The sequence below is a fragment of the Amycolatopsis heterodermiae genome (assembly GCF_034929455.1).
In the GTDB taxonomy this organism is placed as follows: domain Bacteria; phylum Actinomycetota; class Actinomycetes; order Mycobacteriales; family Pseudonocardiaceae; genus Amycolatopsis; species Amycolatopsis heterodermiae.
On sequence record NZ_JAYFSI010000002.1, the window covers coordinates 1,068,859 to 1,087,484 of the forward strand.

An 18,626-nucleotide genomic window follows, 5' to 3' on the forward strand; every position below is an offset into this window, starting at 1 on the left:
TTCGGGGCTCAGGCTCCGAGCGGGTACTGCTCCCGGCCGTACAACACGGTCGGGACCGCGTTCGTGTCCCGCAGCCAGGTCACCTTGCCGACGACCACCGTGTGGTCCAGCAGGGTCGCGGTGTCGCCCACCTCGCAGACCATCGCCATGCCCGCCGCGGACAGCACCGGGACGCGGCGCTCGGGCCGCCACGGCACCCCGGCGAACCGCTCGGCCGGGCTGCCCGTGGCGAACTTGCGGGTCAGCGCCCGCTGGGCCCAGGACAGCGTGTTGACGGCGAAGGACCCGGTGCCGAGGATCGCGTCGAGGGTGCGGCTGCGGCTGCCCAGCGACACGAGGACGCTCGGGGTGTCGGCCGACAGCGACATGACCGCGTTGGCCGTGCAGCCGACCGGCGAGCCGTCGTCGACGGTGGTGAGCACCGTGACCCCCGTCGGCAGCTTCGCGATCGCTTGGCAGAACCCTTCCGTGGGCACCAGTTCGGGTGCCTCGTGCAGCGAAACGTTTCCCATGATCGTCCCTTCCCGGGGTGTGGTGGTCATCCGCGCTGCCCGATCGCGTCCGCGGTGAGGGCCGAGCGGTCGATCTTGCCGTTGACGTTGAGGGGCATCGCGTCCAGCACGGTGAGCCGCCGGGGCACCATGTACCCGGGCAGGCGGTCGGCCGCCGCGGCGAGCAGCCGGTCGGCGTCGAGGCCCGAACCCGTGCACACCGCCTCCAGCTCCGTGGTGCCGCCGCGGCCCGGCAGGGCGAGCACGATCGCGTCGCGCACCGCCTCCTGGTCCCGCAGCACGGCCTCGATCTCGCCGAGTTCCACGCGGTAGCCCTGCACCTTCACCTGCTGGTCCGACCGTCCCAAGTGGACGAGCGCACCGTCCTGCCAGGACACCCGGTCCCCGGTGCGGTACCAGGCGGTGTCGTCGAGGGCGTCGCCCGGGCCGTGCGGCCGCGCGGCTTCGTCGCCCGGGCCGAAGTGGTAGAACCGGCCCTCGTCGGCGGCCGGGTCGAGGTAGCCGGGGAACCGCTGGGGCCCGCGCACGCAGAGCTCGCCTTCCGTGGCCGGGCGCCCCCGGTCGTCGAGGACGACGTGCCCGACGCTGGGGTGGGGCTGCCCGATCGGCACGGTCCCGTTGGCGGTGACCGGCCAGTCCGCCGGATCGGCCGGCAGCCGGAACTGCGCGCAGCTGATGGTCATCTCCGTGGGCCCGTAGAGGTTTTCGACGATCCCGCCGGGAGCGGCGCGCTGCCAGGCCTCGGCCTGGTGCGTGGTCAGCGGCTCACCGCAGAACAGGCTCCAGCGCAGCGTCGGCATGCTCCCGGGCCGCAGGCTGCGCAGCCGCTGGGCGTAGGACACCATCGAGGGCACCGCGAACCAGTGGGTCAGCTCCTTCTCCGCGACGAACCGCACCGGCGCCAGCAGGTCCTCACGGCTGGGGACGACGAGCGTCGCGCCCGCGCCCCAGGCGGTGAACATGTCGAACACCGACAGGTCGAAGGTCAGGTCGAAGGTCTGGGACACGCGGCTGCCCGGCGCCATGCCGTAGCGCGGGACGACGTGGCCGAGGTAGGAGCAGACGTTGCGGTGCCGGATCGGGACGCCCTTGGGCCGCCCGGTCGAGCCCGACGTGAACAGGATGTAGGCCAGGTCCCCGGTCCGGGACTCCGGTGGCGTGCGCGCGGCGCCGGTGGGTTCGGTCATGACCAGCTCCGGGACGCCGAGGCCGGCGGTCTCCTCGGTGAGGACCAGGTCCAGGCCGGCGGCCTCGGCGATCATCCGGTTGCGCTCGCCGGGAAAGGCCGGGTTGAGCGGGACGGCGGTGCTGCCGAGCCGTTGCGCGGCGAGGTAGCCGGCGTAGGTCAGCACGCTGCGCTCGGCCAGCACGCCGATCCGGGCGGGTACCGAGCCGGCCGCGGTGACGACCTCGGCGGCGAGGTGCCCGGCGAGGTCGCTCAGCTGGGCGTAGGTGAGGGTGCGCGCTCCGACTTCGAGCGCGGGGGCGTCGGCGTGCTTGCCGGCCGACGCCTCGAACCACTGGTACAGGGTGGTGTGCATCGTGCTCATGCCTCCGATACGGGCTCGGTGGTCGTCTTCTCGTGGGTGTGCAGCAGGTCGTCGAAGGTCCGCCGCAGCAGGCCGGCCCGCGGCCGGCCCCGGGCGGCGGACTCCGCGGCGAACCGGACGACCTTGGGCAGCTCGCCCCAGCTCACCGCGGCCGCGGCGGCGGCTTCCGCGCAGATCTCGCCGTTCGCGGCGAGCACTTCGAGGCGGTAGGTGTAGTGCCGGCTCGCCGCCCACAGGTCGTCGCCGTACCGGGCGGCGGCGGTCTCGTCTTCGGCCAGCGCCGCGCTGATGCGCTCGAGCGCCTCCGGCAGGCCGCGGGTCCAGGGACCCGGGTCGGTCACGGGCTCGCGGCCGGTGGTGGGCGCCAGCCAGCGGAACCGGTCCGCGTGCACCGGCTCGACGGCGGTGCCCAGCGCGTAGCGGTCGCGGTTGGCGATCTCCGGCGGCCACGGCGTGTGCGGGGCCAGCGCGCGCTCGAGCGTGGCGTCGTCCAGCCAGCCCAGGAACGGTTCCTGCTCGCCGAGCGGGGTCAGCGCGCGGAAGTGGTCGGCCACCAGCCAGCGCCCGTCGCGCCGGCCGAGCAGCAGCAGCCAGTGCGGCGAGTGCGCGACCTCGTGGGCGGGCGACCAGGACAGGTGGAAGGTGTCGGCGACGGCCAGCACCCGCCCCGAGCGGGTCAGCTCGGCCTGGAGGTCGGCGACCGCCGCCGCCCAGTCCGCCGCGCCGCGGTAGCCGAGCGCGGCGCCGGCGTCGACCCGGGCGTGCTGGGAGAACACCAGGTCCCCGGGGCCGCCGTCGAGCCGGACGGCCAGGCGCACGGCGTGCGCCAGGCGCGACTGCACCCCCGGCTCGCCGGGTTCGAGGTAGGCCACCAGGTTGGTGGTGTAGCAGCTGAGTTCCGGGACTACGTCCGGGGCGTTGATGAGGTGCATGGCGACCTCCGTCGTCGTGGTCGGGTCCCGCGCCCGGGTCACCGGGGAGCGGGCTGGAAGGCACAGCTGAGGGGCACCGGCGACCGGGTGCGCAGGCTCAGCCAGGCGAATCCGCCCCAGTGCCCGGCCAGGACGCCGGGTGGCACGTCGATCGACCAGGGGCGCCCGGCCATACCGGTGCCGGCGGCCTTGACGCACGCCTCCTGCACGGTCCACACCCAGGCGAACTCCCGGGCCCGCCGCGCCCGGGGCAGGGCGGTGACCGCGGGGGCGTGCGAGCCGAGGCACCGCCGGACGGTGGAGTCGGCCAGCCGGTCCGGCGGCAGCTGGACGTCGACGCCGATGTCGCCGTGCAGGCACACGGCGGCCGCGATGTGGTCGCCGTCGTGGGAGATCGTGACGCCGGGGAGCGCGAGACCCGCTGGACCGCCGGGGTCCAGGCGGGGCTTGCCCGCCGGGTCCGTCCCGAGCGGCAGCTCCGCCGAGCCGGGCCGCACCCGCCGCAGCAGGCGCCGCAGCAGCTGCCGCCCGGCCAGGAACTCCGCGCGGCGCCAGCCCGGCCGCGCCCCGGCCTCCGCGAGATCCCCCGCGTGAGCCGGCGGGGCACCGAGGTCCGCGTGCGTGGCCGAAGCCACCCACACGCCGGGCGCGACCTCGGTGCCGTCGAGGTCCAGCTCGGCCGGGGTGCTCATGCGCGCAGTTCCGCGAGCACGGCCTCGGCGCCGTCGGCGACCGCGCCGAGCATCAGCTCGGTCACCCCGCCGCCGATGCCGAACACCGCGGCCTCGGCCCGCACGAGCTGCAGGCCGTCGTCGGCGAACCCGTCGGCGCCCCGCCACCGCGCGCAGCGCGCAAGCACGTCGTCGGCCGTGAGCCCGACCGCGGCCTTCAGCATCGCCGCGCTCGTCGTGTCGTGGTCCTCCACGACCCGCTCGCCCAGCGCCTCGTACAGGGCGCGCAGCTCGCGCACCCGCACCAGGCAGCCCGCGAACTCCTGGCGGACCGAGTCGTGGTCCCACAGCGCGCGCCCGTCGATCTCCCGGCGCAGCAACGCTTCCCGGGTCTCCGCCAGCACGCGGCTGGTCAACGCGGTGGCCCACTGGGCGCCGGCGAGCCGTTCGGTGCCCATGTGCCGGGCGAACAGCGCCAGGCCGCGTCCCTGCCGGCCGAGCACCGCCGACGCGGGCAGCCGGACGCCGGTGAACTCGACGTGCCCGAGGCCCGCGCCCGCGAGCAGGGTCGTCGTCGCGGGGGTGACCAGGACGCCCGCCGCGTCCGCCGGGACCAGGACCCAGGTGAACGCCGTGAAGTGACGGCCGGGCCGGTGCCGGGCCAGCACCAGGAAGTACGCGGCGCGGGTCGCCGTGGTCACCCACCGCTTCCCGCCGTCGAGGCGGACGGTGTCGCCGTCGACCTCGACCTCCGTGCCGAGCCCGGTGAGGTCGGACCCGGCCGCCGCGGCGTCCGTGGCGGCCAGGGCGACCTCGCACTCGCCGTCGGCGACCCGGTCGAACTCCGGCCCGGTGCCGGCGGCCAGGATCGGCAGCGCGCTGGCCGACTGCACCAGCACGCTCAGCGTGCTCCCGTTGTCCCCGCGGGCGTCGACCGCGCGCAGGGTGGCCGCGAGCCGGCCCGGGTCGGCGACCAGCCCGGTCGGCGTCCGACGGCGGTACTGCTCGCGCAGCACGCCGGCGGAGCCGAGCGACTGCCACACCCGTGCAGCGTCCACAGTGGACGGCGGGACGTCGAGGAGCGCTGCCTCAGGCAAAACGCACCTCCTGGTCGAGCAGGGTGAGCCGGCCGTCGGCGAGGTGCAGCCGGTCGTTGCTGTAGTTCAGCACCGCCGAGCGCAGGTCCCGCAGCGACTGCTCCAGCCGCGTGGGGGAGTCGCGCAGGTAGCCGTGGCGCATCCCGACGGCGTCGACCAGCTCGTCGACGGCCCGGTAGCACTCCTCGGCGGCGGTGATCTTCACGGCGTTGATCAGCAGCTGCACCTTCGGCACGCTCAGGTCCGCGGCGGTCTCGACGACGTGGCGGGCCCGATCGATCAGCGCGTGCACGGTGTCCAGCCGCTGGCGTGACCGCGAGAGCCGCGTCATCAGCAGCTCCGAGCTCAGGTCCGTCTTGCCGCGGCTGCCGCGCAGGGAGGCGATCACCCGAGACAGCGCCCCGGCCGCCGTGCCGAGCCAGCAGGACGCCCAGCCGAGATGGGCCAGCGGGCCGAACACGGTCGTGACGATCGTGTGGAAGTCCCCGTGGCGCCCGACGACCTGGTGCGCGGGCACGCGCCCGCGCAGCCGCAGGGCACCGCTGTCGCTGGCGCGCATGCCCAGCGGCTCCCAGCCGCCGGCCTGCTCGATCTCCAGCTGGTCGCGGGCCGCGTAGACCAGCGACACCTGGTTGTCCGCGTCGGCGTCCGGGGCGCGCATCGTGATCAGGAACCCGTCGGCGTGCCTGCCCCCGGTGACGATCGGGGCGAAGCGGTCGACGAGCAGCCCGCCGTCGCGCCAGGCCGCGGCGGACTCGGCGGTCAGCAGGTGCCCGCCCTTGCCCGCCTCGGTGGTGACCGAGCCGAGGTAGAGCCGGCCCGCGGCGATCTCGGGCAGCAGCTCCGCGCGCAGCTTGCCTTCGGCGTGCGCGAGCACGGCGGCGACCTGCTGGCAGTGCATGGCGAAGATCATCGCCAGGGACATGTCGACGCGGCCCAGCTCGGCGCTGGTCTCGAGCACGTCGGCCAGCGAGCCGCCGAGCCCGCCGTCCCCGGCCGGCACGAGCAGCCCGAGCAGGCCGGTCGCGCGCAGCTCGTCCAGCGCCTCCACCGGGAACGCCGCTTCGTCGTCGGTCCGGCGGACGTGCTCCCCGGCGACCTTGGTCACGCGCCCGACGAGCTCGGCGAGCGGCACGGCGGTGGTGGTCACGACGAGACCTCCTGGCGCTCCAGCTGGGCGTTCACCGCGGTCCACAGGGTGGCGCCGGTGGCGAAGGTGGCGTCGGTGATGTCCTCGTCCGGCAGGGAGACGCCGAAGACGTCCTCGATCTCGAAGAGCACGTTGATCGACTGCATCGAGTCCAGCCCGCGCTCGCGCAGCGAGTCGTCCGGGCCGAGGTCGCGGCCGTTGAGGAACTTGAGGTACGGGGTGAGCAGTTCGGCCATGCGGGGGTCCATCGGTTCACTCCTCATCGTTGCGGTCAGTGGTCCTGACCAGGTCCACGCGGGAGGTCCGCGCGGGGGTGCCGGGGCGGTCGCCGTCGACGACGACCTCCGACGGCAGGGGGTGGCCCAGGAAGGCGACGAGGCTGGCGTACAGCCCGTAGGCGCCGACGTTCGGCACCGCCACCAGGTCGCCGGGGCTCAGTTCGGGCAGTTTCGCGCTGCGCGCCCACGTGTCCAGGGGCGTGCACAGCGGGCCGGTGACGAGCGCGTCCAGCGCGTCCGGGCCGGCCGGGCCGAGCAGGCGGGGCGCGAGCGGGGGCAGCCGCCGCAACCCCGACATGCCGCCGAGGTGGTTGATACCGCTCTCGAGCACGACGATGTCCTTGCCCTGCGAGCGCTTGACGTCCAGCACCGCCGTGACCAGGGTGCCCGCCGTGCCGACCAGGTACCGGCCGGACTCGAACACCACGTCCGGGCCGTCTTCGCGCCAGCCGGGCAGTTCCTCGCCGAGCAGCGCTTCGAGCCCTTCACACAGGCCGGACAGGTCGCCCGCGACGCCGTCCTTCGCGAACGGGGCACCGAAGCCGCCGCCGAGGTCGAGGGTCCGGAAGCGAACCCCGTGCGGCGCCAAGGCTTCCCGCAGCCGCGCGGCGGTGTGCAGCGAGCGGCGGAACTGCCCGAGCAGGTCGTCCACTTCGGACAGGTTGGTGCCCATGTACAGGTGCAGCCCCGACGCCTCGGCGTGCTCGCCGCCGGCGAACCGCTCCGGCTCGGCGAGGATCCAGCCGGTGTCGGCGCCGAACTGCGACGGGACGCCGGTCATCGCCAGGCCCTGGCCCGGCACCGGCTGGTCGTCGTTGACGCGCAGCAGGTAGCGGGCGCGGACCCCGGCCTCGCCGGCGAGCCGGTCGAGCTGGGCGACGGCGTGCGGGGAGTCCACGGAGAACTCCCGCACCCCGGCCCGCAGCGCGGCCACGATCTCGGCGTCCCGCTTGGCCGGGCCGGTGTAGAGCACCTGCCCGCCCGCCCAGCCGGCGTCGAGCGCGGCCCGCAGCTCGCCGGAGGAGCAGACCTCCGGGCGGGCGCCGGCTTCGCGCAGCGTGCTCAGGACGTCGGGGTGCGGGTTGGCCTTGAGCGAGTACAGCAGCCCGGTGCCCGCGGGCAGGGCGCCGTCGAGCCGCCGGTGGTTGCGGCGGACCTCGGCGAGGTCGTAGACGTAGGCGGGGGTGGACATCCCGGCGAGGTCGCCGGGCAGGTCCGCGAGCGCGGGACGCTCAGCGAGCAGCTCCACCGGGCACCCCCTCCGCGATCGAGGCCAGCGCCTTGCGGTCGACCTTTCCGTTGCCGGTCAGGGGAAGCGTCTCGACCCGCAGACAGCTCGCCGGGATCTTGAACTCCTCGATCCGGGTGCGCATCCCGTCGAGCACGCCTTCGGCGGCCAGCTCGCCGGTGACGAACAGCCAGGCCGGGCGGGTGTCCTTCGGGACCAGCACCGCGGCTTCGCGGACGCCGGGCACGCGGCGGGCGGCCGCTTCGACCTCCGTCGCGCTGACGCGGAACCCGCGCTCCTTGTAGATGTCGTCGCGGCGGCCGTCGAAGTAGAGGTAGCCCTGCTCGTCGAGCCGGCCGTAGTCGCCGGTGCGCAGCTCCGGGAACAGCCCGTCCACGCGCGGGAACTTCTGCGCGGTCAGCTCCGGGCGGCGCCAGTACCCGGCCATCACGTTGGGGCCGCGCACCACGATCTCGCCGATCTCCCCGGCGGGCAGCCGCTCCCCGGCGTCGTCGACGACGAAGACCTCGGTGCCGGGCAGCGCGCGGCCGCTGGAACCGGGCCGGTCCAGGTCGCCGTCCACCGGCATGATGGTGGCGCGCTTGCACTCGGTCAGCCCGAACATCAGCTGCACCCGCAGGCCGGGAATGGCCTCACGCAAGGACTCCAGGGTGCCGGTGGGCATCGCCGCGCCGGTGTTGGTGAGCAGCCGCAGCGCGGGGGCGGGCTTCGGACGGCGCCGCAGCAGCGCGCTGAGCGCCTCCGCGACGGCCGGGACGGCGGGCAGCACGGTCGCCTCGGCGCGCACCAGGTTGCGGACCAGCGACGGCCCGACCTCGGTGGGCGCGCCCAGCACCAGGTTCGACCCGGCCGTGACGGACAGGAACACCTGGTACAGCCCGTAGTCGAAGGACAGCGGCAGCGGGCTGTAGACGACGTCCTCGGTGCGGTACTCCAGCACCGAGCTGATCGCCCCCGCCGCGAACAGCAGCTGCTGGTGCGTGCTCACCACGGCCTTGGGCAGCGACGTGGTGCCCGAGGTGTAGATCAGGCACACGACGTCCACCGGCAGCGGGGGAGCGGGCAGTGTGACGTCCTCGCCCGGGCCGGCCGCGAGGTCCTCCACCGAGACGGCGGGAACACCGGCCGCCTCGGCCGAGCCGCGCACCTCGTCGTCGCCGGTCACCATCAGCACCGGCTCGGAGTCGGCCAGCACGTGGTCGAGGCTGGTGCCGCGCACCTGTTCGTGCAGCAGGGAAAACGCGACCCCGGCGCGGGCGGCGCCGAAGACGACGGCGGGCAGCAGCGTGCTCGCCGGGGCGTTGATCAGCAGCCGGTCGCCGCGGCGGGCGCCGCGAGCCGCGAGCGAAGCGGCGACGCGCCGGGCGGCGTCGGCGAGCTCGGCGTAGGTCGCCGAGGTGCCCCGGCAGGTCAGCGCGGTCCGGTTCGGCCACAGCCGGGCGGCGTGGTCGAGCAGCTCGTGGAGCACTCGGGGGGAGTAGGTCATCGGGTTCCTCCTGCGTCCAGGACGGCGCGGCAGAGGCCGTCGACGTGGGTGAGCTTTTCCGGGACCAGGTCCTCGGGCGCGAACTCGACGCCGAGGTCGCTCTCGATCCGCTCGACGATCTCCATCATGCGGAAGGAGCTGAAGCCGGGGATCTCGCCGAGCGTGCGGGCGTCGGACGGCGGCTCGGCGCCCAGGACCGTCCCGATCACCGCGGTGACGGAGTCGCGGACCGCCACCGGCACGTCGACGACGTCCACTGTGGACTTCGCCGCGATCTCGATGGTGCCGCCGAACGCCGTGTGGTCTGCGGCGAGGCACTCGCAGAGGCGCGGGAACAGCGCCCGTGGCTCCTCCCGGCCGGCGGCGACCCGGCGGCCGGACAGGTAGACCTGCTTGGCGAGCGCGTCCCACTCCGCCAGGTGCGCCCACACCGCGTCGGTGTCCAGGCCCAGCGCCGCGGCGTGCAGGCGGCGGCTGCGGGTGAGCAGCCAGGTCTGCAGGGTCAGTCCCCGCAGCGCCCGCACCCGGTCGGGGTGGTCGGCGTAGGTCGCCACGAACGTGTCGGCGTCGGCCAGCTCCACCAGCGGCGTGCGCTCGGTCGGCGGGTCCCCGGCGGCGAGGTCGAACGTCAGCGCACCCTCGGGGAGCGCTTCGGCGAACTCGGCGTGCCCGAGCGTCCAGCGGCCCGGCCGGGCCGCGCCCCACTCGGTGTCGTTGTGGTAGCCGTCGACGATCGTGACGCCGTCCTCGGCCGGTTCCACCAGGAAGCTGTGCTCCAGGTGCTTCCGGCCGAAGTACGGGACCCAGGGCAGGTGGTAGGCGTCCGCCACGACGTAACAGCCGGGGCCGGGTTCGAGCTCGCCGGCGGTGGTGATCCGCTGCCGACGGGTGACGCGCAGTCCCAGCAGGGCGGCGGATTCGGCCACGTGCCCGTCGACGCGCGGCTCGACGGTCGGCAGCCCGTCCACGCCCGGCCGGGGCCAGAAGCGCAGGACCCGGCCCAGCGCGAGGTGCGTGCCGTCGCCGTGCCGGCGGTCGGCCAGCTTGGCCAGGTTCACCTGGACGCAGTCGAAGAGGCGGTGGTCCATCGGCTCAGAAGGCATGACGGCTCCCGGTGGTCGCGAGTTCGGCGACGGGCCGCAACCGGTCCATGGCCGTGGTCAGCGCCTGCTCCTCGGGCGGGTCGCTGGTGAGCTCGCCGTCGGCGAGCTGCTGGTAGGCGGCGAGGTCGAGGTAGCCGTGCCCGCTCACGCAGGCGACGACACCGCGGGACGACCCGCCGCCGGTGGCCAGGCGGGCGGCGACGGCCAGCGCGTGCCCGGACTCCGGTGCGGGGAGCACCATCTCCGCCCGGGTGAACGTCTGACCGGCCTCCAGCGCTTCGACCTGGCCGACGGCCTGGGCGGTGACCTGGTCGCGGTGCCGCATGGCCGAGATGACCTTCGCGGCGCCGTGGAAGCGCAGGCCGGCCGAGTGCGAGTCGGGGATCGGGTAGCTGCTGCCGATCGTGTACATCGCCTCCATCGGGCTGACCCCGGTGGCATCGGTCTTGTCGTAGGCGTAGACGCCGCGGGTGAGCTTCGGGGTGGTGCTGGACTCCGCGGCCACCAGCCGCGGGCACTCCGCCCCGGTCGTCGCGGCGTCGGCGAAGAACGGCAGCGCGATGCCGCCGAAGTTCGACCCGGCGCCTACACAGCCGACCACACTGTCCACAGTGGCCTCCAGCTCGGCGAGCTGGTCGATGGTCTCCAGCCCGATCACGGACTGGTGCAGGATGCTGTAGGTCTCGCCGCTGCCGATGCAGAACGCGGCCCCTTCGGTGCGCCCGGCGTATTCGACGGCTTCGCCGATGGCCAGGGCGAGGCTGTTGACGCCGCCACCGGTGCGGGCGGCTACTTCGGTCAGGTTGCTCGGGCTGGCGTGCACGGTGGCGCCGAGGGTCCGCATCAGCGTGCCCCGGTAGGGCTTCTTCTGCAGGCTCGTGCCGACCATGAACACCCGGCAGCGCAGGCCGAAGATCGAGCAGGCGGCGGCGAGCGCGGTGCCCCACTGCCCGGCGCCGGTCCCGGTGACCAGCTCTTTCACCCCGGCCTTCGCGTAGTAGTAGGCCTGCGCGAGCGCGGTGTTCAGCTTGTGGCTGCCGGAGATGTTGCCGCCCTCGTACTTGACGTAGATCGGCACGCGCGCCCCGATCGCCTCCTCGTACCGGCGGGCCCGCCACAGCGGGGTCGGCCGGAAGCTGCGGTAGGCGTCGAGCACCTCGGCGGGGATCTCCCAGAACTCCCGGTTCTGGGTGGACTGGCGCACCAGCGCGAACGGCAGGTTCACCGAGACGCCGCCGTCCGAGCCGCCCGCGGGCGACTCCGGGCTCTCATCGGGCGGCAGCGGCTCGTCCAGGTGCGGCAGCACGCTGCGCCAGGTGGCGGGCAGGGACGTGTGGCTCATCGCAGTTCCTCCGTCTCGCGAGCGCCTTCGGCGACGACCTCGACGAGGTCGTTGACCGTCTTGAACGTGCGGCCGACGAACAGGTCGTCGGGCAGCTCCACCTCGAGCGCGTCCTCCAGGTGCACGAGCATCCCGACGAACCCGAGCGAGTTGAGGCGCAGCAGGTCGCCGCTGAGCGGCTCGTTGTCCGGGATCTCCTCCGGTGCCAGCGAAAGCCGGGATTCGGCGATCACCACGCGCTTCACCGAGTCGGAGACCGTCGTGTGGTCTGGTCCGGTCGTCATCGTTGCCCTCCAAGGGGTTTCGGGGATCGGTTGCGTTCTCCGGTGAGGAAGTCGTCGAGGTGGGCCAGCACGGCGGGAAGCGCTTTCCCGTCGAACACGTCGAAGTGGCCGCAGTCCAGTTCGCGCACCCGCAGCCGCCCGGACAACCGGGCCCAGCTCTCGACCTGGGTGCGGCGCTGCGGGCTCGCGCAGGCCATCAGCAGCGCGCGGCCGGGGTGGGCGCTGGTCACCCGGTGCCGGCCCGACGCCGTGACGTGCGCGTGCGCGGTGGCCTCGGCCCAGGGCTGGTCCGGCGGCGCGACCTTGGCGTGCACCGAGCGCATGATCCGCTCGACGACCACGTCCCGGTGCGCCGCGCCGAACTCGTCGCGGCGGGTGAAGCTGTCGATCATCACCACCGCCGGGGCCGGCCCGGTCGCGGAGAGGCGGGCGCCCAGCTCCCAGGCGAGCACCCCGCCCATGGACCAGCCCACCAGCAGGTCCGGGCGGCGGGGGAGGGTGTCCAGCAGCGGCAGGTACCGCTCGGTCATCGTCTCGATGTCGTCGTCCGGCCGCTCGCCGGCGAACAGGCCGCCGGCGCGGATCCCGCTCACCCCGCCGCGGCGGGCCAGCCGCAGGGCCAGCGGCGTGTACGGGCTCAGGCCGCCACCGCCGGGGTGCACGAGCACCGCCTGCGGCGCGTCCGGCCGCCGGCTCAGCGGGAGCAGCAGCGGGGGTGCCGCCGTCGCCGTGGCGGGCATCAGCTCGCCTCGCGCAGGCGGCCGTTGGCCTCGATCACCCAGCCGTAGTTCACCAGCGCGGCCAGGGTGATCGGCCCGCGGGCGTGCAGCCTGCTGGTGCTGATCGCGATCTCCGAGCCCAGCTCCAGCGTGGGGCCGTCGTTGAGCCGCAGGGATCCGTTGACGACGATGGTGGCCGCGTCGACCCGGCCGGTGAACTCGCCGGTGACCGCCGGGTCGGTGGCGGCGATCGCCTCGCTGTGCCCGGAGCCGTGCCGCTGGATGAACTCGACCGCCTCGGCCGGGGTGTCGACGGCCAACACGCCGATCGTGCTGTCGAGGAACTCGCGGCCCAGGTCGTGCTCGGCCAGCGTGTCGACCTGCCAGTGCCCGGTGGTTTCGGGGCGGTGGATGCCTTCGCCGACCCGCACGGTCAGCGGCCGCCCGTCGCGGCGGGCGCCCTCGAGCAGCGCCGCCACGAACTCGTCGGCCACCGGCCGGTCGACCAGCGCGATCTCCAGCGAGGTGCAGCCGGCCGGCGCGGGCAGCTTGCTGTCCAGCGCGATCGCGACCGCCTGGGCCAGATCGGCGCTCGAGTGCACGTAGAGGTGGTTGACGCCGCCGCCGCTGGCCAGCACCGGGATGGTGCTCGCGCGGTGGCAGAAGTCGATGAGGGACGGGCTGCCGCGCGGGATGAGGACGTCGATCGCGTCGGGCCGGTGCAGCAGGTCCCGCAGCAGCGCGCGGCTGGGGTCGTCCAGCACGGTGACCAGGCCCGCGGGCAGCCCGGCGTCCGCCAGCGCGGCGGCGACGGCGGCGGCGAGCGCGGCGTTGGTCCGCGCGATCTCCTTGCCACCACGCAGGATCACGGCGTTGCCGGCCGCGACGTTGAGCAGGGCGCCCTCGACGGTGACGGTCGGGCGGGCCTCGAAGATCATCAGCACCACGCCCAGTGGTCGCGGCACGCGGTGCCGCACGCCCCAGTCGCCGATCGGGGTGCCCGGCGGGCGTTCGGTCAGCTCGCGCATCTCCCCGGCGACCGTCGAGGTCAGGGCGACCAGGTCGGTGAGGTGCGCCTCGGTCAGCCGGAGCCGGTCGACGAGCGGGGCGGGGAGCCCCTTCTCCTGTGCCTGGCTCGTATCGGTGTGGTTCGCCGCGCGGATCCGGGGCCAGGCCGCGGTCAGCCGCCGGGCCAGCCCGGTGCAGAAACGCCCGTAGGCTTCGTCGCCCAGCGGCGGTGCCGCGACGGTCGCCGCGCGTGCTTCACTGACGATCTTGTCGACCATTGTTCTCCCGATCTCGAACCGGATTCCAGCCGTGGTGGGGGCCGTGGCGATTCCGGTGATTTACTGGGCAGATGCCTCACGCTCTCACCGGGAAATGCGCGGGGCAAATGTGATCATGGCCCCGCTGATCGCCTCATAAAGATTTTCTATGACCCCATCAGGGGGACCCTTTTTCGCGGTTCTAAACGTTGACTACGAAGAAAATTCCTTGGAGTGTCTTCGGTCATGGAGCATCGTCGACTGGGCCGGAGCGGCCTCTCAGTGAGCAGGATTTCCTACGGCAACTGGATCACCCACGGTTCGCAAGTGGCCGAGGAACAAGCCAGGAAATGCGTGGAAGCGGCGCTGGACGCCGGTATCACCACATTCGACACCGCCGACATGTACGCGAACACCCGCGCCGAAGAGGTGCTGGGGCGCGCGCTGTCGGGCCACCGGCGGGAAAGCCTGGAGATCTGCACCAAGGTCTACTGGCCGACCGGCCCCGGCGGCCCCAACGACCAGGGCCTGGGCCGCAAGCACGTCATGGAGTCGGCCCACGGCTCCCTGCGCCGGCTCGGGACCGACTACCTCGACCTGTACCAGGCCCACCAGTTCGACCCGACGGTCGAGCTCGAGGAGACCATGCTGGCCTTCGCCGATCTCGTGCGGCAGGGGAAGATCCTCTACGTCGGCGTCTCGGAGTGGACCGCCGAGCAGATCACCCGCGCCGCCGCGCTGGCACGGGAGCTGCGGGTTCCGCTGATCTCCAGCCAGACGCAGTACTCGATGCTGTGGCGGGTCATCGAGGCCCAGGTCATCCCGGCGTGCGAGCGCGAGGGCATGGGCCAGCTCGTCTGGTCGCCGATGGCCCAGGGCGTGCTGACCGGGAAGTACCTGCCGGGCGAGCAGCCGCCGGCCGGCTCCCGCGCCACCGACGGCGAAGGCAGTGGTTACATGGTCCGCTGGCTGCAGGACGACGTGCTGCGCCGGGTGCAGGAACTGCGCCCGGTCGCCGAGCAGCTCGGCCTGACGATGGCCCAGCTGGCCCTCGCCTGGGTGCTGCAGAACCCGAACGTCGCCACCGCGATCACCGGCGCGTCGCGGCCCGAGCAGCTCACGGACAACCTCAAGGCCGTGGACGTCGTGCTCGACCCGGCCGTGATGCAGAAGATCGACGAGCTGCTCGACGGCGTCAGCCGCTTCGACCCGACGTTCATCGGCGTGCCGCTGACCGCCCTCGTCTGACTCCAGGGAGTACGCGTGTCCGACACCGAGTGGGCCTACGACGGGAAGCGCTACCGGACGCACCGCTTCCCCGCCGACGTGCGGGCCCTGATGAAACCCCTCAACCGCAGCGACAACTGGCACGCCGGGCTGGCGTGGCTCGAGGACGTCGCCTGGATCGCGGCCTGCATTTGGCTGTGCGTCGCGGTCTCGTGGTGGTGCTACCCGCTCGCGGTGCTGATCATCGGCGCCCGGCAGCGGGGGCTTTCCACGATCCTGCACGACTGCGCCCACGGCGTCGGGGCCGCCGACCACCGGGTGCGGATGCTGCTCGGCACGGTGCTCACCGCGTACCCGATCTTCCAGCAGCACTACGCCTACAAGGTTTCGCACGTGTTCACCCACCACCCGCGGCTCGGCGACCCGGACCGCGACCCGGACCTGCGGTTCTTCATCGAGCAGGGCGCTTACCGGGCCGCCTCGCCGCGGGCCTACGTGCGCCGGGTGGTGCTGATGCCGCTGTTCGGCACGCAGACCTGGGCCTACCTGAAGTACCTGGTGCGCAACCGGTACCGCGTGCTGCGCGAAGGTCGTGCCGAGGAGGGGCCCGCGGTCCGCGGACCGCGGCGGGCGTTCGACCGCGCCGGGTTCTGGCTGTTCTGGGCCGCCGTCGCCGGCGTGTGCTGGTCGCAGGGGCAGACGCTCGAACTGGTGCTGTTCTGGTTCGTGCCGTACCTGACCAGTTTCCAGATCCTGGGCTGGTACATCGAACTCTCCGAGCACACCCCGCTCGTCCGGGACGCCCGGGTGGACCTGCACATGACGCGCAACCGCAAGAGCCGCGGCTGGGAGAAGTTCCTCACCGGCATCCACAACGACAACTACCACCTGGAACACCACCTCGACCCGCGCACGCCGTTCTGGAACCTCGCCAAGGCGAGGCGGGTGCGGCTGGCCGACCCGGACTACGCCGCCGTCGACGCCGTGCTGGGCGGGCTGTTCACCCGCGGGCCGGACGGCCAGCCCAGCGCCGTCAGCGCGATCGTCACGTCCATGTCCGAACCGAGGGAGCTTTCCCATGCCGGTCACTGAACGGCCCGCCAGCACACCGAAGACCTTCCTGCGGCCGGAGTCCGCCGTGATGCACGCGGGGGCCGAGCTGCGCGCCGGCCCGACCGCGCCGGTCGTCACGCCCATCTTCCAGACCGCGGCCTACGAGCTGCCCGGCACCGGGGCCGCCGCGGGCATCTTCGACCTCAGCGAGGACGGGCACGCCTACACCCGGCTCAACAACCCGACCTGCGACGTCCTCGAAGCACGGATCGCGGCCGTCGACGGTGCCCCGGCGGCGCTGGCCGTGTCCACCGGCCAGGCCGCGACCACCGTCGCGCTGCTCAACCTGTGCCAGGCCGGGGACAACATCGTCAGCTCCGACGAGCTCTACGGCGGCACGTGGAACCTGCTGGCCAACACCTTCGCCCGGTTCGGCGTCGAAACCCGGTTCGTCAGCCCGGAGGACCCGAAGAACTTCGCCGCCGCCACGGACGAGCGCACCCGCGCCTACTTCGGGGAGACCCTGCCCAACCCCAAGCTGCGCATCTTCCCGATCGAAGACGTCGCCGGGCTCGCGGAGCAGGCCGGGGTGCCGCTGGTGCTGGACAACACGCTGCTCCCGATGGTCTGCAACCCGCTGGACTTCGGCGCGAACATCCTGGTGTATTCGGCGACGAAGTACATCGGCGGGCACGGCAGCGCCCTGGGCGGGCTCATCGTCGACGGCGGCACCTTCGACTGGACGCGCCACGCCGAGCGGCACCCGCTGCTGACCGAGCCCGACCCCGCGCACGGCGGCGAGGTGTGGACCGAGGCCGGCGCCGGGCTCGACAGCGCGCTCGGCCGCAGCCCCTACCTGCTCAAGGCGCGGGAGACGGTGGTGCGCGACCTCGGGCCGTGCCTGAGCCCGTTCAACGCCTTCCTGCTCATCCAGGGCATCGAAACCCTGCCGCTGCGGATGCGCGCGCACGGGGAGAACGCGGCCGCGGTGGCGCGCTTCCTCGACGCGCACCCGTCGGTGTCGTCGGTCCGCCACCCGAGCCTGGCCGGCGGTGAGCAGCAGGACCTGCTGCGGCGCTACCTGCGTGGCAACGGCGGCCCGCTGGTCCAGTTCGAGCTGACCGGCGGCCAGGAAGCCGGCAGCCGGTTCATCGAGGCCCTCGGCCTGTTCGCGCACGTGACCAACATCGGCGACGTCCGCTCGATGGCCACGCACCCGGCGTCCACGACCCACGCCCAGCTCCCCGAAGCCGACCAGCTCGCCGCGGGGGTGACGCCGGGATCGATCCGGCTGTCGCTGGGCCTGGAGCACCCCGACGACCTGCTCGAAGACCTCGCCCAGGCGCTGGAGCGGGCCCGGTGAGCGCGCGGCCACTGGTGGCGCTCGCCGCGTCGGAGGAATTCGTCGACGGCGTCCCGCACGTCGCCGTGCGAGAGGTCTACGTCCGGGCGCTGGAACGGGTTTCCGGCTGTGCGGTGGCCGTCGTCGGCGGGCCCGCGCCGGATCTGGCGGAGCTGCTCGGCCGGTTCGACGGCGTCGTCTTCGGCGGCCACCAGACCGACGTCGAGCCGGCCCGCTACGGCGGCCCGTCCCGTGGCGGACCCGCCGACCCGGCCCGTGACGAACTCGCGTTGCGGGTGCTGCCGGCCGCGTTGCGGGCCGGTGTGCCGGTGCTGGGGATCTGCCGCGGCCTGCAGGAGCTGAACGTCGCCTTGGGCGGCACGCTGCGCGACCTGCCCGACGACGCGCACCGCGAGGACCTCTCGCAGCCCCGGGACCGGCAGTACCGGCCCGTGCACGAGGTCCACCTCAGCGAAGGCGGGCTGCTGCGGCAGCTGCTGGGCTACCCGCACGTGCCGGTCAATTCGCTGCACCACCAGGCGATCGACCGGGTCGCCCCGGACCTGCGGGTGGAGGCGGTGGCCGCGGACGGCGTGGTCGAGGCGGGTTCGGCGGGTGACGGGTTCTGCCTGGCCGTGCAATGGCATCCGGAGTGGTACGCCGGGACGGACCCGGTCTCCACGGCGATCTTCCACGAGTTCGGTGTCGCGGCCCGGCTGGCGGCCATGCGCCGGGATCAGGGCTTTCCCTTACCCCGTCCCATGTCCAGCATCGGCATGAACAGCTGAGCGAGCGGCCCGATCGCGCAGGCGTACAGCACGGTCCCGATGCCCACGGTGGCGCCGAGCAGGAACCCGATGACCAGCACGGCGATCTCGATGCCCCAGCGCACCGCCCAGATCGGGTACCCGCGCTGGGCGAGCCCGGTCATCAGCCCGTCCCGCGGCCCCGGCCCGGCCTGCGCGCCGATGTAGCAGCCGGTCGCGAACCCGTTGAGCACGATGCCCGCGACCAGCACGGCCCAGCGCAGCCACAGCTGCCCGAACGGCGGCAGCAGCGCCAGGGTGAGGTCCATCGAGGTGCCGACGAGCAGGACGTTGCACAGGGTGCCCAGCCCCGGCTTCTGCCGCAGCGGGATCCACAGCAGCAGCACGGCGGCGCCGATCAGGTTGGTCCAGACGCCGATGCTGAGCCCGGCCGTGCGGGTCAGCCCCTGCGCGAGCGCGTCCCACGGTTCCACCCCAAGCCCGGCGGCCACCACCAGCGCGTCGCTGAACCCGTAGAGCACGAGCCCGTAGAGCAGCTGGCCCAAGCGCCGGACAGGCCGGCCCGGCGGCACCAGCGGCGACTGCACCAGCTCGGCCAC

19 protein-coding genes are annotated in these 18,626 nt (G+C 73.6%); 4 read left to right on the forward strand and 15 right to left on the reverse strand.

What is annotated here, in order from left to right; genetic code table 11:
• Positions 1 to 8 precede the first annotated feature (8 nt).
• Genes VA596_RS15390 through VA596_RS15455 form a run of 14 tightly spaced genes read right to left on the reverse strand, consistent with a single transcriptional unit; the run spans position 9 to position 13,659 of the window.
• Positions 9 to 512 (reverse strand): flavin reductase family protein, encoded by a 504-nt coding sequence (locus VA596_RS15390; protein ID WP_323327502.1) that lies wholly within the window; start codon positions 510 to 512, stop codon positions 9 to 11.
• 26 nt (positions 513 to 538) lie between these two features.
• Positions 539 to 2,062: an amino acid adenylation domain-containing protein gene (locus VA596_RS15395; protein WP_323327505.1), complete on the reverse strand. Its 1,524-nt coding sequence runs from the start codon at positions 2,060 to 2,062 to the stop codon at positions 539 to 541.
• Positions 2,059 to 2,994, reverse strand: coding sequence for a hypothetical protein (locus tag VA596_RS15400; protein ID WP_323327507.1), 936 nt, complete (start codon positions 2,992 to 2,994; stop codon positions 2,059 to 2,061). The genes VA596_RS15395 and VA596_RS15400 overlap by 4 nt, the downstream gene beginning before the upstream one ends.
• Positions 2,995 to 3,032: 38 nt before the next feature.
• Positions 3,033 to 3,686 (reverse strand): 4'-phosphopantetheinyl transferase family protein, encoded by a 654-nt coding sequence (locus VA596_RS15405; RefSeq protein WP_323327508.1) that lies wholly within the window; start codon positions 3,684 to 3,686, stop codon positions 3,033 to 3,035.
• On the reverse strand, positions 3,683 to 4,762 hold the full coding sequence (locus tag VA596_RS15410) for an acyl-CoA dehydrogenase family protein (RefSeq protein WP_323327510.1): 1,080 nt from the start codon (positions 4,760 to 4,762) through the stop codon (positions 3,683 to 3,685). Before VA596_RS15410 ends, VA596_RS15405 begins: the two co-directional genes overlap by 4 nt.
• Positions 4,755 to 5,912 carry an acyl-CoA dehydrogenase family protein gene (locus VA596_RS15415; RefSeq protein ID WP_323327512.1) on the reverse strand — a complete coding sequence of 386 codons (1,158 nt, stop codon included), beginning with the start codon at positions 5,910 to 5,912 and terminating at the stop codon, positions 4,755 to 4,757. Before VA596_RS15415 ends, VA596_RS15410 begins: the two co-directional genes overlap by 8 nt.
• Positions 5,909 to 6,160, reverse strand: coding sequence for a phosphopantetheine-binding protein (locus VA596_RS15420; RefSeq protein WP_323327513.1), 252 nt, complete (start codon positions 6,158 to 6,160; stop codon positions 5,909 to 5,911). Before VA596_RS15420 ends, VA596_RS15415 begins: the two co-directional genes overlap by 4 nt.
• Positions 6,161 to 6,164: 4 nt before the next feature.
• Positions 6,165 to 7,439, reverse strand: a complete 1,275-nt coding sequence (locus VA596_RS15425) for a type III PLP-dependent enzyme domain-containing protein (protein WP_323327515.1) — start codon at positions 7,437 to 7,439, stop codon at positions 6,165 to 6,167.
• Positions 7,423 to 8,925, reverse strand: a complete 1,503-nt coding sequence (locus VA596_RS15430) for a class I adenylate-forming enzyme family protein (protein WP_323327517.1) — start codon at positions 8,923 to 8,925, stop codon at positions 7,423 to 7,425. The genes VA596_RS15425 and VA596_RS15430 overlap by 17 nt, the downstream gene beginning before the upstream one ends.
• Positions 8,922 to 10,028, reverse strand: a complete 1,107-nt coding sequence (locus tag VA596_RS15435; protein WP_323327519.1) for an acyl carrier protein — start codon at positions 10,026 to 10,028, stop codon at positions 8,922 to 8,924. Before VA596_RS15435 ends, VA596_RS15430 begins: the two co-directional genes overlap by 4 nt.
• Positions 10,018 to 11,370, reverse strand: a complete 1,353-nt coding sequence (locus VA596_RS15440) for a TrpB-like pyridoxal phosphate-dependent enzyme (protein ID WP_323327521.1) — start codon at positions 11,368 to 11,370, stop codon at positions 10,018 to 10,020. The genes VA596_RS15435 and VA596_RS15440 overlap by 11 nt, the downstream gene beginning before the upstream one ends.
• Positions 11,367 to 11,654 (reverse strand): acyl carrier protein, encoded by a 288-nt coding sequence (locus tag VA596_RS15445; RefSeq protein WP_323327523.1) that lies wholly within the window; start codon positions 11,652 to 11,654, stop codon positions 11,367 to 11,369. The genes VA596_RS15440 and VA596_RS15445 overlap by 4 nt, the downstream gene beginning before the upstream one ends.
• Complete coding sequence (locus tag VA596_RS15450) at positions 11,651 to 12,394, reverse strand: alpha/beta fold hydrolase (protein ID WP_323327525.1); 744 nt, start codon at positions 12,392 to 12,394, stop codon at positions 11,651 to 11,653. The genes VA596_RS15445 and VA596_RS15450 overlap by 4 nt, the downstream gene beginning before the upstream one ends.
• A complete protein-coding gene (locus VA596_RS15455) occupies positions 12,394 to 13,659 on the reverse strand; it encodes a glutamate-5-semialdehyde dehydrogenase (RefSeq protein ID WP_323327527.1) in 1,266 nt (421 codons plus the stop codon). Before VA596_RS15455 ends, VA596_RS15450 begins: the two co-directional genes overlap by 1 nt.
• A 225-nt stretch (positions 13,660 to 13,884) precedes the next feature.
• Here VA596_RS15455 and VA596_RS15460 point away from each other — a divergent pair, with 225 nt between their 5' ends.
• From VA596_RS15460 to VA596_RS15475, 4 genes are read left to right on the forward strand one after another with little or no spacing between them, the layout of a single operon-like run.
• On the forward strand, positions 13,885 to 14,886 hold the full coding sequence (locus VA596_RS15460; RefSeq protein ID WP_323327529.1) for an aldo/keto reductase family protein: 1,002 nt from the start codon (positions 13,885 to 13,887) through the stop codon (positions 14,884 to 14,886).
• A 15-nt stretch (positions 14,887 to 14,901) separates the two neighbouring features.
• Positions 14,902 to 15,957, forward strand: coding sequence for a fatty acid desaturase family protein (locus VA596_RS15465; protein ID WP_323327531.1), 1,056 nt, complete (start codon positions 14,902 to 14,904; stop codon positions 15,955 to 15,957).
• On the forward strand, positions 15,944 to 17,281 hold the full coding sequence (locus VA596_RS15470) for an O-acetylhomoserine aminocarboxypropyltransferase/cysteine synthase family protein (RefSeq protein ID WP_323327533.1): 1,338 nt from the start codon (positions 15,944 to 15,946) through the stop codon (positions 17,279 to 17,281). Before VA596_RS15465 ends, VA596_RS15470 begins: the two co-directional genes overlap by 14 nt.
• Positions 17,278 to 18,048: a gamma-glutamyl-gamma-aminobutyrate hydrolase family protein gene (locus VA596_RS15475; RefSeq protein ID WP_323327535.1), complete on the forward strand. Its 771-nt coding sequence runs from the start codon at positions 17,278 to 17,280 to the stop codon at positions 18,046 to 18,048. The genes VA596_RS15470 and VA596_RS15475 overlap by 4 nt, the downstream gene beginning before the upstream one ends.
• Here the strand turns inward: VA596_RS15475 and yczE are convergent.
• Positions 17,997 to 18,626 carry a membrane protein YczE gene (yczE, locus tag VA596_RS15480; protein ID WP_410171887.1) on the reverse strand — a complete coding sequence of 210 codons (630 nt, stop codon included), beginning with the start codon at positions 18,624 to 18,626 and terminating at the stop codon, positions 17,997 to 17,999. The genes VA596_RS15475 and yczE overlap by 52 nt on opposite strands.

Excerpts from the sequence above, each read along its gene's own strand:
- VA596_RS15460 (WP_323327529.1), top strand. The coding sequence starts at position 13,885 with ATGGAGCATCGTCGACTGGGCCGGAGCGGCCTCTCAGTGAGCAGGATT.
- VA596_RS15420 (WP_323327513.1), bottom strand. The coding sequence starts at position 6,160 with ATGGACCCCCGCATGGCCGAACTGCTCACCCCGTACCTCAAGTTCCTC.
- VA596_RS15405 (WP_323327508.1), bottom strand. The coding sequence starts at position 3,686 with ATGAGCACCCCGGCCGAGCTGGACCTCGACGGCACCGAGGTCGCGCCC.
- VA596_RS15450 (WP_323327525.1), bottom strand. The coding sequence starts at position 12,394 with ATGCCCGCCACGGCGACGGCGGCACCCCCGCTGCTGCTCCCGCTGAGC.
- VA596_RS15440 (WP_323327521.1), bottom strand. The coding sequence starts at position 11,370 with ATGAGCCACACGTCCCTGCCCGCCACCTGGCGCAGCGTGCTGCCGCAC.
- VA596_RS15430 (WP_323327517.1), bottom strand. The coding sequence starts at position 8,925 with ATGACCTACTCCCCCCGAGTGCTCCACGAGCTGCTCGACCACGCCGCC.
- VA596_RS15470 (WP_323327533.1), top strand. The coding sequence starts at position 15,944 with ATGCCGGTCACTGAACGGCCCGCCAGCACACCGAAGACCTTCCTGCGG.
- VA596_RS15435 (WP_323327519.1), bottom strand. The coding sequence starts at position 10,028 with ATGCCTTCTGAGCCGATGGACCACCGCCTCTTCGACTGCGTCCAGGTG.
- VA596_RS15390 (WP_323327502.1), bottom strand. The coding sequence starts at position 512 with ATGGGAAACGTTTCGCTGCACGAGGCACCCGAACTGGTGCCCACGGAA.
- VA596_RS15400 (WP_323327507.1), bottom strand. The coding sequence starts at position 2,994 with ATGCACCTCATCAACGCCCCGGACGTAGTCCCGGAACTCAGCTGCTAC.
- VA596_RS15455 (WP_323327527.1), bottom strand. The coding sequence starts at position 13,659 with ATGGTCGACAAGATCGTCAGTGAAGCACGCGCGGCGACCGTCGCGGCA.
- VA596_RS15395 (WP_323327505.1), bottom strand. The coding sequence starts at position 2,062 with ATGAGCACGATGCACACCACCCTGTACCAGTGGTTCGAGGCGTCGGCC.
- VA596_RS15445 (WP_323327523.1), bottom strand. The coding sequence starts at position 11,654 with ATGACGACCGGACCAGACCACACGACGGTCTCCGACTCGGTGAAGCGC.